Source organism: Paraferrimonas haliotis (genome assembly GCF_002282895.1).
In the GTDB taxonomy this organism is placed as follows: Bacteria; Pseudomonadota; Gammaproteobacteria; order Enterobacterales; family Shewanellaceae; genus Paraferrimonas; species Paraferrimonas haliotis.
Genome location: NZ_NRRB01000001.1, coordinates 19,256 through 32,742 on the forward strand (window position 1 = coordinate 19,256; position 13,487 = coordinate 32,742).

At 47.5% G+C, this 13,487-nt stretch carries 9 protein-coding genes; 2 read left to right on the forward strand and 7 right to left on the reverse strand.

Features of this window, described 5'->3' with window-relative positions:
• Window positions 1-77: 77 nt before the first annotated feature.
• Together CLC91_RS00105 and CLC91_RS00110 are read left to right on the forward strand one after the other, a co-directional pair.
• A complete protein-coding gene (locus CLC91_RS00105; protein WP_095496932.1) occupies window positions 78-1,451 on the forward strand; it encodes an efflux RND transporter periplasmic adaptor subunit in 1,374 nt (457 codons plus the stop codon).
• 11 nt (window positions 1,452-1,462) lie between these two features.
• Window positions 1,463-4,597, forward strand: a complete 3,135-nt coding sequence (locus CLC91_RS00110; protein ID WP_095496933.1) for an efflux RND transporter permease subunit — start codon at window positions 1,463-1,465, stop codon at window positions 4,595-4,597.
• Window positions 4,598-4,621: 24 nt separating this feature from the next.
• On the opposite strand, the gene CLC91_RS00115 is transcribed toward CLC91_RS00110, so the two are convergent.
• From CLC91_RS00115 to CLC91_RS00145, 7 genes are all read right to left on the reverse strand, one after another.
• Window positions 4,622-5,029, reverse strand: coding sequence for a hypothetical protein (locus tag CLC91_RS00115; RefSeq protein ID WP_125828459.1), 408 nt, complete (start codon window positions 5,027-5,029; stop codon window positions 4,622-4,624).
• Window positions 4,983-5,732 (reverse strand): division plane positioning ATPase MipZ, encoded by a 750-nt coding sequence (locus CLC91_RS00120; protein WP_095497569.1) that lies wholly within the window; start codon window positions 5,730-5,732, stop codon window positions 4,983-4,985. Before CLC91_RS00120 ends, CLC91_RS00115 begins: the two co-directional genes overlap by 47 nt.
• Window positions 5,733-5,932: 200 nt before the next feature.
• Complete coding sequence (gene mtr / locus CLC91_RS00125) at window positions 5,933-7,186, reverse strand: tryptophan permease (protein WP_095496935.1); 1,254 nt, start codon at window positions 7,184-7,186, stop codon at window positions 5,933-5,935.
• 6 nt (window positions 7,187-7,192) lie between these two features.
• On the reverse strand, window positions 7,193-9,604 hold the full coding sequence (gene plsB / locus CLC91_RS00130) for a glycerol-3-phosphate 1-O-acyltransferase PlsB (RefSeq protein WP_095499774.1): 2,412 nt from the start codon (window positions 9,602-9,604) through the stop codon (window positions 7,193-7,195).
• A gap of 262 nt (window positions 9,605-9,866) precedes the next feature.
• Entirely contained in the window at window positions 9,867-10,961 is a 1,095-nt protein-coding gene (locus CLC91_RS00135; RefSeq protein WP_095499775.1) for an alkene reductase, read from the reverse strand.
• A 132-nt stretch (window positions 10,962-11,093) separates the two neighbouring features.
• Window positions 11,094-12,092 carry a LacI family DNA-binding transcriptional regulator gene (locus tag CLC91_RS00140; RefSeq protein ID WP_095496938.1) on the reverse strand — a complete coding sequence of 333 codons (999 nt, stop codon included), beginning with the start codon at window positions 12,090-12,092 and terminating at the stop codon, window positions 11,094-11,096.
• A gap of 56 nt (window positions 12,093-12,148) precedes the next feature.
• Window positions 12,149-13,477, reverse strand: a complete 1,329-nt coding sequence (locus CLC91_RS00145; RefSeq protein WP_095496939.1) for a glycoside-pentoside-hexuronide (GPH):cation symporter — start codon at window positions 13,475-13,477, stop codon at window positions 12,149-12,151.
• Window positions 13,478-13,487: the final 10 nt, after the last annotated feature.

Sequence of the window (13,487 nt, forward strand, 5' to 3'; positions counted from 1 at the left end):
TTTGTGCTTTTCTAGAACACAATGCGTTAGCTATTGATGAAGACGCTGCAAGTGCAGTGCAATATTTGGAGATTACCATGGGTGAGCGATTCCCATCCCTATCACTATTAACGCTGTTGGTAGTAACATTTGTCGTCAGTCTATCCTTTTTCAATGTGGCGATGGCAACCAGCGTCGACACTACTGCTCAACACCAGCATCAACACACTAGCGGCTATGCCTGCCCTATGCACCCGCAACAAACGGGTGAAGAGGGGGAACGATGCCCAATTTGTAATATGTACTTAGAGCCTATTGAGCAAGAAACACAGGCGCAAACCAAATACGTTTGTCCAATGCACCCTCAAATTGTTTCTGATAGTGAAGGAACCTGTCCTATTTGTGGAATGAATCTTGAAAAAGTAGAAGTAGGGGGCGCATCTCAAACCATAGAAATCGAAGTCGCAGGAGGTATGCAGCAAGCCTTAGGTATGCGCACTCAAACGGTTGAGAAGGGAACATTATGGCGCTACGTGAAGACCTTAGGAACCGTGCAATACGACCAAGACAGTATTTTTCATCTACACGCTCGCGCAACCGGATGGATAGAAAAAATGGCCATCAACAATGTTGGTCAAAGCGTTAAAAAGGGCGACTTTATGTTTGAGCTTTACTCGCCTGAACTGGTGTCTGCTCAAGATGATTTTTTACAAGCATTAGACTACAGCAGTAGCTCAGATCGAATGTCTGCGGAGCTGCTTCGTAAAGCTAGGCTTCGTTTGGAGTTGCTGGGCATTTCCGAAAAAACCATTAAGCAAATAGAAGCCTCTAAACAAAGCTTATATCGGGTACCTTTTTACGCGCCTCAAGACGGCTACGTTAGCGATTTGAGCGTGCGCGATGGCATGTATATTCAGCCGGGTGATACTTTGTTTGAATTGGTTAATTTAAGTCATGTTTGGGTGATCGCTGACGTGTTCGAAAATGAACAGTCGTGGTTAGAGCAAGGACGACCCGCCGATGTGACCGCAGCAGCGCAGGGACTGTTTGGGTTGGAAGGCAGTATCGATTACATTTACCCAGAGTTAGACCCGGTTACGCGGGCTATGCAGGTTAGAATTCGACTTGCAAATCCCGACAAGAAATTGCGTCCCGGAACATTAGTCGATGTGGAGCTTTATGGGGGGCCTAAGCGCGATTTATTGATTATTCCCATGGAAGCCTTAATTCAGACCGGTCGTGAAAATCGGGTGGTCGTGCAACTCAGTGACACAACTTTTAGCTCGGTCACTGTTAAGCTCGGAATTATGGTAAAAGGCCAAGCGGAAGTGCTTGATGGCTTGCAGGCAGGGGATAACGTGGTGGTCTCTGGGCAGTTCCTGATCGATTCTGAGGCCAGTATTCAAGGAAGTCTTCAGCGCCTAAGCCAGCCTTCACCCGATGGCTCTCATCACGATCACAGCCACCATTAATTGAGGTTAATATGTTAGCTAAGTTAATTGAAGCCTCAGTCAAACAGCGAGCTTTGGTGCTATTGCTCAGTGCTATTATCGCCGTTGTTGGTTATCAAGCCATGCACTCAACGCCATTGGACGCGTTGCCGGATTTGTCTGACGTACAAGTGATTGTTAAGACAAGTTACCCAGGACAATCACCACAGCTGGTAGAAGACCAAGTAACCTACCCGTTATCGACCGCCATGTTGGCCGTACCCGGTGCTAAAACCGTGCGTGGTTTCTCCATGTTCGGCGACTCTTATGTTTATGTGATTTTTGAAGACGGTACCGATATTTATTGGGCCCGCTCAAGGGTTCTAGAATACTTATCGCAGGTTCAGTCTCAACTCCCTCAGGGCGTTATTCCAAGTTTGGGACCGGACGCTTCTGGGGTAGGTTGGGTATTTCAATATGCGCTGGTGGATAAAACGGGCAAACATGACCTTGCCCAGCTACGAAGTTTGCAAGACTGGTTTTTAAAACTGGAGTTGCAAAGCGTTGCAGGGGTCTCTGAGGTTGCCACCGTTGGCGGCATGGAACAGTCTTACCAGATTGTGGTCGACCCCCATAAATTAGCGCTTTATCAGTTAGATCTCATGAGTATTCGCCGAGCGTTAGAACAATCCAATAACTCGGTAGGTGGCTCTGTACTTGAAATGGGCGAAGCGGAGTACATGATCACCGCTTCCGGGTATCGCCAAAACTTGGATGATTTCCGGGAAATACCGCTGGGAGTGGTATCGGAGTCGGGAACACCGGTGTTAATGAAAGACGTGGCACAGATTCGAACCGGCCCTAGCGCCCGACGCGGCATCGCTGAACTTGATGGAAAAGGCGAAGTGGTGGGGGGCATCGTAGTGATGCGCTATGGCGAAAACGCTTTGCAAACCATAGACAAAGTTCGAGAAAAAATTGTTGAAATTGAACAAGGGCTGCCCCAAGGCGTCGAGCTGGTCATTACCTATGATAGGTCGCAGTTGATTCTCAATTCAGTGAACAACCTCAAAGACAAAGTGATTGAAGAAATGTTGGTGGTTGCTCTAATCTGCTTTGTCTTTTTATTGCATGTTCGCTCGACGCTAGTGGCGGTCATCAGTTTACCAATGTCGATTCTGATAAGTTTTATCATCATGAAATTTATGGGTGTGAATGCGAATATCATGAGCCTTGGAGGCATTGCGATTGCCATTGGGGCACTGGTAGATGCGGCCATTGTGATGGTAGAGAATGCACACAAACACCTGGATAAATATGAGCAGCAACAGGGCCATCCGGCAACCGGTAGCGAACATTGGCGGACCATTATAGATGCGTCCATAGAAGTTGGGCCAGCTTTGTTTTTCAGTTTGTTGATCATCACCTTGAGCTTTATTCCTGTGTTCGCCTTAGAAGCTCAAGAGGGGCGATTGTTTCACCCGTTGGCTTATACGAAAACGTTTGCTATGGCGGCTTCAGCACTGTTGGCGGTCACCTTAATTCCAGTATTGATGGGCTATTTTGTTCGCGGGCGTATTCCTCGAGAAAGCAACAATCCGTTAAGCCGTTTTTTAATTGCTATTTATAAACCAACATTGAGGCTGGTATTACGCTTTCCTGTTGTGACCTTGTTTGTTGCGGTTATTGCGCTGTGCTCTGCCGTCGTGCCGTTGTCACGAATGGGCTCGGAATTCATGCCTGAGCTGGATGAAGGCGACTTGCTTTATATGCCAACAACCCTTCCGGGTATTAGTGCCGGAAAGGCGGCGGAAATCCTACAGCAAACCGATAGACTGATAAAAACCATCCCAGAGGTGAAAAGTGTATTTGGCAAGGTGGGTAGAGCAGAAACCGCCACGGACCCTGCACCATTGACCATGCTGGAAACGACCATTCGTTTGCAACCTAGAGACCAATGGCGGCAAGGATACACCCTGAAAGACATCATTGATGAGTTGCAGCGGACCGTAAAAGTACCGGGTATAACCAATGCCTGGGTTCAGCCAATCAAAACTCGCATCGACATGTTGTCAACGGGTGTTAGAACCCCCGTTGGCATTAAGATATCCGGCTCTGATGTAACTCAGTTACAAAGCATTGGTGCAGAAGTTGAGGCAATTTTATCGCGGTTACCGAATACGGCCTCAGCATTCGCCCAGCGAACTGAAGGCGGGCGATATTTGGACATAGAGCCTAACTTACCGGCCGCCGCCCGTTACGGAATGACGTTAAGCGATGTTCAAGATGTGGTGCAAATGGCCATTGGCGGCATGCAAGTTGGCGAGTCGATTCAGGGCCGAGAACGCTACCCAATCAACATTCGCTACCCTCGAGAGCTTCGAGACGACATCGAGAAATTACGTTCGCTGCCTGTGCTCACTAAAACCGGCAAGTACGTCCCGCTTAGCAGTTTGGCAAGCCTCAGTATCAACGATGGGCCACCCATGCTTGCTTCGGAAAATGGCCGTTTAATCAGCTGGGTATTTGTGGACATTAACGACGTCAGCATCGGTGAGTACATCAGTCAGGCCCAGGCTGCCTTGCAAGAACAGTTGGTGTTACCGGCGCGATACAACTACAGCTTTGCAGGGCAATACGAATACATGCAACGGGTTGCCGAGAAAATGGAATTGGTGGTACCACTGATGTTGGCGGTTATTTTCTTGTTGCTAATGATGACATTTGGTTCGCTGATTCAAGCATCGGTCATCATGCTTAGCTTGCCGTTTGCATTGGTGGGCAGTGCCTGGCTTTTATACCTGCTGAACTACGACCTGTCGGTGGCCGTAGCAGTTGGTATGATAGCGCTAGCCGGGGTGGCGGCAGAATTTGGGGTCGTCATGCAAGTGTATTTAAATAACGCCATTAAAGCGCGCCAGCAAACAAGCCAACTACAAAGTAGGGAGCAATTAAAACAAGCGCTTGTTGAAGGTGCGGTGTTGCGCATACGTCCAAAAGCCATGACCGTAGCGACCATATTCTTTGGCTTGTTGCCCATTATGTGGGGCGTTGGCAGTGGTAACGATGTGATGCAAAAAATCGCAGCACCCATGGTCGGAGGCATGATAACAGCGCCGCTGTTAAGCTTGTTTGTAATTCCAGCAATTTACTACTTAATTTATCGCCGACCGTTATTGAAGTCTTAGCCGCAGATAAAAAAACAGTGCGCATTAGCGCACTGCATTGGCCTGCAACAACTGAGACTGCTTTATGGGAGGGAGTGAATCAAAGTGTTGCAGTAAGACGCGCAATAACCGTGACTTGGCCATTGAATGACGTTGGGAGTTCGCATTCAATTGCGCCAGTGCCGAACTGGTTATGGTATAGCTGACATGAATAAACTTGCTCTTGTCTTCAACGTCAACTGGCTTTTTTTGTGGCGCTCTATCTTCGATTAAGGTCATCTGTTGAGGGCGCAACTGAGTGACCTTGGCGGAAGATTTTCGCGTGACAGTATTCGCTGCCATGGGCGTTTGACGACCCGAAGCATAGTCCAAAGCTCCGTCGATAAAATCGTCGACGGACAAGGGCTTATGCGATGGCGTAGGCCGCTTTTTCTTTAGATCCGCTAATGGCATAAGTTCCTCGTCCTAACTGCTCACGTTGTTCACGAAAACGGGTGGCTAATTCTTCAGTATTGCTGACTTCCATAAGCTCGTTAACCAAGCTACGAATTTCGTCAGAGGCTTTACCTTCACTGTCTTGTTCTATCACTGACAGCCCTGACTCTTCGCTATCGTCATATACATTGCGGTGATAGGTCACACCTTCTAAAACCGGGATGCCCCATGTTTTGCAGACCTCTTTGGCCTCCCAAATACGTTTTGCTTGATTAGGAAGAGACGGACATTGAGTTATAACAAAGTGCGCTTTCAAATCAGGGTTGATCATTTGGCAAGTGGCGAGTAACTCATCCATGTGGGAGACGGTTTTTAAGTCGCGACGTTTGGGTCGTAGCGGTAACATGGCGTAGTTCGCGACCGATAAGGTTGCTCGCAAAGCCAAACTGTCCTGACCGCCGCAATCGACAATGATGATGTCGTAGGCTTTTTGTAGGCTGAGTAAATCATTCCGGATTTTGCCGTACATTTGAACGCAGTTGATTTTGGTTAACTTGCTGTTGTTGCCGCGAGTTTGTGCCCAGTCTGCGCTGGTCCTTTGAGGATCGCAGTCGACTAACATCACTGAAGCACCGCATTCTTTGGCAAGGTAAACCGCCGTATTTTGAGCTAGGCAGCTTTTACCACTTCCGCCTTTTTCGCCCCCGATAAGTAAAATCATAATGCCCATCCATAGTGTTTCTTGTTGTACCTTCAATTATAAGAAGTGATGAACATCGTGCGGCATTGTTTATAGACAAAGTTTTTATAAAAACTGGTTTTTATAAGTTATTGTTATATTAAACCCCGTCAAAACACCGACAAAAAACCGTGAGCGACGGTAATCGCTCACATGGTCAATAAATTGTCGTCGCTTAACAACTAATGTGGATAAACCGGTAGGTAGTTGGCCATAGCCAACAAGTGACAAGCGCCAATGACAACGCCAAGAGTTAATACCGCGTACAGCACTAGGTTGCCACCAGGAACCTTAAACGCTGCATTGGGAAATTGCTGGCGGGCTTTTTTGGCCATCAGTGCCGGCACAATCAAAGTCCACACCGTCGCTGCGAGCGCCGCAAATCCAATGGCGACAATGAAACCATTAGGAAATAACAACGCCAACAAGGTAGGGGGAACAAAGGTTACCAAAGCGGTTTTAAAGCGACCGCTGCGGCCATCGTCGAAATCGAACAAATCGGCAATATAGTCAAACAAGCCAAGCGTTACTCCGAGAAACGATGATGCCACCGCAAGGTTGGCAAATACTTGCAGGCTTTTACCGAGCCAGTCACTGTTCACCACCTGACTTAAGGCACCGACTAAAGCTCCCATGTTGCCACCTTGAGCGATGATGCCATCAAACTCAGTACGGGCAAGATTACCCATGGCCGCCAATTGCCAACACATATAAATAGCAAGCGCGATTAGGGTACCGATTGCAATGGCAGCCGCTACTTTTGATGGGTTTTTACCATAGTACTTAACCAGGCTTGGAACGTTACCATGGTAGCCAAAACTGGCCAGAGCAAAGGGCAGCGCCGCCAGAATATAAGGGGCAAATGTTGGAGCGCCATCCGGTTGCCATAGGTATTGGGCTTCGACATTGCCGAGCATGTTGCCAATGGACAATAAGAAGGTAATTATCATCGCGCCCAGCATAATACTGGTGATGCGATCCACCGCTTTGGTACTAACAAACACCACACTCGCCAGCACGGCAGCAAAAATCAGACCCGCCAGAGGCTGTGGCAAATTCACGCCTAACCCTTGAGCGGATAACGCCACCATGGAGCTGCCTCCGCTCACGTAAGCGTAGGTCAAAATGTACAAAACAAAGGCTATGGCGAGGCCATTTATGATTCGCCAAGCTTGACCCAGGGTCGACTTAGTCAAGGTATCGAAACTGGCCCCTTCTTTAAAATGTAGGTTGGTTTCTAGCAGTAACAGGCCAGACACAAACATGAAGGCCCACATTACTAGAAGCATGAGACTTGAATAACCAAACCACATACCTGCCGAAACCACGGGCAGAGAGAACATCCCGGCACCGACTGTGGTACCAGCAATGATCATTGCGCCACCTAACAGCGACGGTTGGTTAGTTGATTGTCCGGCGTTTAAATGTTTAGCCATTGTTGATTAATCCTGCTCGAAGCTTTGGCGAATGTTTTGTTTTACGGAAGCGCTAAGCAGTTCGTTGATGGTCATAGCGGTGTCAGCTACTTGGGTGCTGCCTTCATCGAAAAAGCCGAATTCTTTCAGCCGGATGACCAAGTTGCCGTATAACTTCTTATCAAAGAACTCTGGGGCTGTAATGCCGTTTAGGCTGCCAAGACGCTTAGCTATCACTTGGCTTTTCTTCTCAAGCGAAGCTCGGTCAATGTCAGGCTTCTCCAGTAAAATATTGAACAGAATGCCATAGCGCTGCAGGCTCTCTTGAGACACCGCAGCGATATTGCGAAGTTTAAGTAAGGCTTTTGGATTCTCTGAGATTTGCTCGTTGTCATGGAGCAAATCAAGCTCAATCATGGCGTCGATGGTGCGATTGATGTAGTCATCGGCGAACTCGGTATTAAAGAACAGCTCAGCTCGCATCATAGGAACAAACATTTGCACTTTCGCTATCAAGGTATCACGAGACACAGGACCGCAGCGGTAGCAAGTTTTTGCAATAAGCGCTGGTATTAACAACATATGCAAAATGTTGTTGCGGTAATAGGTCATGGTGATCGCGGTTTGCTCCGACAGTGATACGATCTCGCCAATATTATCTTTACTTACCGAAAACTTATCTAAATCTAAGGCTTCTTGAAGCAATTGTTTGCCATCCATATCTGGCACGGTGGCGGTTTTGCTGTAAGGCGCGATACGCAACAATTGCAAATAGCAGTCTAGTTGAGACTCTAGCTGTTTGCGCTCCATGGCGTTTTGCGGTGTAGAAAGCAAGGCCAAGCTAGTTAACGGTGCAGGGCTAATGGCCGCCGCATCGTTAATGTGGCGCATGATCTGGTTGGCCAATTTGTTGACCACTGGGGTTAACCAGGCCGGCTTTTGCTCATCACTTTTCTCGAGTTGCTGACGCCAATCGGGCACCTGTTGGTTGAGGAATTGGTGAATGGTAATGGGCTCGCCAAAATTGACATAACATTGGCCGTAATTGCGTAATTTGCGGATAGCACCAAATACCTGCCACACCGACTCTTTTTCTTTTTTCTTACCTCTAAGCTCTTTATGGTAAGTGGCCACTTCCATAACGTGATCGTAGCCAAGGTATACCGGCACAAACGTGATTGGGCGCTCAATGCCTCGCATCATGCTTTGTACTGTCATAGCTATCATGCCCGTTTTAGGCGCGAGCAAGCGACCGGTACGGCTGCGTCCGCCTTCACAGAAATACTCTACCGAATAACCTTTGCTAAACAGGGTATCTAAGTACTCTTTAAAAATGGCGGTATACAACTTATCGCCAGCAAAGCTGCGACGAATAAAAAAGGCGCCCCCTTTACGGAAAATCGGGCCCGCTGGCCAGAAGTTGAGATTAATACCAGCGGCAATATGCGGTGGAATCATCCCTTGGTAATACAACAGATAGGACAAGAGTAAATAGTCCATATGGCTGCGGTGACAAGGAACGTACACAATCTCGTGACCGTCGTGAGACAGCTGGCGGACACGGCCTGCTCCGGTAATATTGACGCCACGGTACAGTTTGTTCCACAACCAGGTGAGAATGTGGTCGGCAACCCGTACCAAATTGTCTGAGTAACCTGCAGCCACCTCGTCTAAGCAGGCGTATGCCTTTTGACGGGCTTTCTCTTCGCTAATGTTCTTGCTTTGAGCTTCTTCTTTGATGGCCTTTTGAATGTTCTCCGACTTCATCAACGCATCAATAATTAACTCTCTGCGAGGTAAGTCAGGACCGGTAAGCACGCGTCGTTGGCGGCCAAAATGCACGCGTGCGACACGGCTTAGTTTGTGCGCTAAATGCTCATCGCTGCCGTGCTGATCAGCCATGTAACGCAGCGATACTGGCGGCGAAAATTGAATGAAGTTTCGGCGTCCCAAAAACAGCAGCATAAAAAATTTGCGGAGCCAGCTAGGTGATTCACGCTCAATCATGGCTGACGACATATTGTCGCCAGACTTACCGGGTTTTCGCCCCCAAAATAAACCAACGGGAATCAGCTTAACGTCTAACTCAGGATTTTGCCTATGTAACGCCAGCAGTTTGCGAAAACTTTCGAGTGAATTTTCATTATCTTCGCGTTTGCCCACCAACGGCTTGCTGCCCTCAGTAACCACAAACCGAGGCGCTGTCATTCCCTCAACGACGAAAGGTGAAAAAGGATCGGGCAGGCCAAGTTTGCCACAGACGTTCGATAGGGCAATCTTATCGCTAAAGGAGTCAGTTTTAAGAACGTAGGCGATGGCTTGATGGTTATCAATGCCTAATTCATCCATAGGATTAGTCAGTATGATTTTACTTCTAACTAAGAGCTTTTGAGCCCAGCTCACTAGAGTTAACCAAACTGGCTTTTTACTGTCAGACATACTAATTCGTGAAACCTTGATAGCTATATTGCGGCACAGAATAGCAAAATCTGTTGAAAAAGGCTGTGTTTGTTTGCACGACTTTCTGTCAATTTGCGAACTGCTTCAACAACGGGGCTGTCCTTGTTTATCTATAAGACGAAAGCGTTGACGGCAAAGGTTTCATTTGCCTCTCTAAATCGAGATAAGTTTACGTAATTACTCTAAAAATTAATGTAAGAAGGCCACCTCAAAAGGTGGCCTTCTTAGCAGATTGTAGCCATTATTTTTGGTAGCTTGGGTAGTCGGTCAGTCCCGCTTCAGCGCCACCAAATAGGGTATCGGGATTGTGCTGCGCTAACGGATAGCCGTTTTGTATCCGCGACACCAAATCTGGGTTGGCAATAAAGGGGCGACCAAACCCAATCATATCGGCATAGCCGTCTTGTAGCGCTTGCTCTGCTTTATCAGCGTCGTAGCGCCCAGCCCAAATAAGCACGCCATCGTATGCCGCGCGCACGGCTCTTTTGAAGCTGGTGGGCGTTTCTGGAGCATCGTCCCAATCCACTTCAGCAAAGTGGATGTACACCACGTTCAGCTCATTGAGAAGCTTAGCAGCGGCTTCATAGGTAGCCTGTGGTGTGTCATCAACCGTGCCGTTTAGCGAGGTAAAGGGCGCAAGGCGCACACCTACTTTATCGGCACCAATGGCTTCGCTCATGGCGCTAACAACCTCAGCCATAAAGCGTAACCGATTTTCGATAGAGCCGCCGTATTCGTCGGTACGTTGGTTGGCTTGTGAATCAATGAATTGATTGATCAAATAACCATTGGCAGCGTGCAATTCCACCCCATCAAAGCCCGCCTCAACCGCGTTTAAAGCCGCTTGGCGATATTCTTCAACCACCTGCTTAATGTCTTCTTTGGTCATGGTTCTAGGTTCAACAACGTCTACGAAACCGGGTTCGTCATTTCCGTTATCGATGAATACTTTCACGTTTTCAGCTTTTAGAGCCGATGATGAAATCGGTTGTTCACCGCCAATATTATCTGGGTGAGTCACACGTCCAACGTGCCAAACTTGTGCGAAAATTGCGCCACCTTGTTGATGTACCGCATCGGTTACTTTGCGCCAACCGGCAATTTGCTCGGCAGTGTAAATACCCGGTGTCCATGCATACCCTTGGCCCATAGCTGAAATTTGCGTGCCTTCAGAGACTATCAGACCCGCTGAAGCTCTTTGTGCGTAATAGGTTGCCATCATGTCGTTGGCAGAGTTTCCAGGTTGGGTGGCTCGAGAGCGCGTCATAGGAGGCATGACAATACGGTTCTTGAGGGTGAGTTTTCCAAGTGTAAGGGGCTTAAATAGTGAAGTCATGGTATGTCCTATTTCGGCATATTCGAGCGAGATGGCTCAATTTATTTTCCAATAGGATAGATCACGAAAGGTGATCCTCATGTGACAAAAGCAATGATATTTGTGAGATCCGACACAAAAAGTCGATAACCACTAGATAGGATAGACGGAGTCACGGACCTTTAAACTGGGGGTAAATAAATGCTCTACCGCGAGAGTAGGTAACTGATAGCAATCCTGCAATACCAGCCGAGCCGCCATGCTCCCCATTTTATCTACTGGGTTAGTGATCGTTGTCAAGCGAGGGTATAAGTAATTGGCAAAGATGACATTATCGTAACCAATAATCGAAAGCTCTTGTGGAATGGAAATTGAATGTTCACGGGCGTATTTCATTGCGCCTGAGGCCATTTCATCATTGGAACATACTATGGCAGTAAACGAGCGGTTGGTGCTTAAGAAATGTTTGAGTGCTTGTTGGCCACCGGTCTCTTTAAAGTCCCCAACAAAAAATAGTTCTTCGTTAAACGGAATATCAAATTCGGCAAGGGCGCGCTTGTGGCCTGTTAACCTATCAACCGCGTCGGCTTTAAACATAGGGCCTGAAACGTAGGCTATGTCTCTATGATTGTTCTCAATCAGGTTTTTGGTCGCTAAATAGCCACCCATTTTGTTGTCTAGGCTTACGCATTTGTCGGCAATCGCCTCAACATAACGGCTAATAAGATATACTGGGGTTTTGCCTTGGTTAATCTCGATTAAATACTCGTCGCTTACGGCTTCAACGTGGGCAATAATGGCGTCACATTTCCTACTGATCAAAAAATCGATGCCTTCTTTTTCTCGGGTTTGATCACTGTGACCCGTGGTAATGATTACGTGTTTACCGGCTTTGCGTAACTCTTGCTCTATCGCGGCCATCATCAGTCCGAAAAATGGCCCATCAAGCTCAGATACCATAATACCTATGCTGTTGGTTCGATTAGAAGCAAGCGATTGGGCGATGGCGTTCGGACGGTAGTCTAACTGCTGCATTGCATCTAACACTTTTGTGCGAGTTGACTCCCGCACCTTGCTATTACCATTGATTACTCGAGAAACGGTAGTCAGTGACACGCCAGCTGTTTTTGCTACTTCGTAAATTGTGGCCATAGGTTATTGTTAGTATGAGCAATTAAGTTGAAAAATAATAACTGACTCCATGTGTTTTAACTAGCATTTAAGCGCAAGCCTTTTTGCAGTTCAGCAATCTTATTGTTAGTGAGTCGGTATTGAGTCATGACAATGGCGGCTAAAATCGAGCCGATGGCAGGATAAATGGTAAAGGACATCAGTAAGCCATGAAGGGTCGCATCGGTTTGCTCGGTATCAGCTTGATAACCGTAGTAGGCTAACAGCCAGCCAGCGATAGCGCCGCCAAGCGCCACTCCAATTTTAATGAAGAAAATGATGCCGGAATACACTAAACCGGTAACACGAATGCCGCTTTTATGGTGGCCGTAGTCAATGGTGTCTGCCATTTTGGCCCATAATAGCGGCGTTCCCATATCTAAGAAAAACTTCCAAGCAATAAAAGCCGCCATGGCGAGCGCTATTTGATCCGAACCTATGAAGTAACTGGCCATACAAATAGCTGCCGCAATTAGCTGCAGGCTAATATAAGCGCGAATTTTACAGACTCTTGCTGCTAACGGTTGAGAAAGAGCGCAACCAATCATTGACGCAATGACACCAAGGGTCATGAACTGGGTAATTAAATCCTCTCGTCCTAAGAAGTACTTTACATAGTAGACGGCTAAGGTAAAACGAAGGACTTGGCCGGTTAGCAAGAATGTAACCGCAATACTCAGAATTCGCCATTGGTCGTTTTGCCACAAAGTGGATAAGGTTTTGCGGTAGCTGACTTGCTGCTCTTTAGGTTGCGCAATGCGCTCTTTGGTACCAGCAAAACACAGTAAAAATAGGATAAAGCCAATGATACTCATGACGATCATGGTGTACTGGTAACCGAGTGCTTTATCACCTTCACCAAAGAAATCCACCATAGGCATGGTACACCCGGCAACAATAACGCCGCCGAGCATGCCAAATACGAATCGGTACGACTGCACGCTCACACGCTCTTTAGCGTCAGAGGTTAGAACGCCCCCTAGCGCACAATAGGGAATATTGATTAGGGTGTAGGCGATCATGAGCAAGCTATAAGTGGTGAAGGCATAAATTATTTTGGCGCTGCCTTCTAGCTCCGGTTTGGTAAAGGCCAGAATACTGATCAGTGCAAACGGTAGCGCCAGCCACAACAAATAGGGGCGAAAATGTCCCCAGCGAGATTGAGTGCGATCTGCAATAGCGCCCATGATAGGATCGGTAACCGCATCGAAAATACGAACCACCAAGAACATAGTGCCAACCACTGCGGCATCCAATCCAACTACATCGGTGTAGTAGAGCATTAAGAACATCATGACGGTTTGGAAAATAATGTTACTTGCGGTGTCGCCTAGGCCATAAGCCACTTTCTCTCGAACTGATAACATAGTCTTAAGC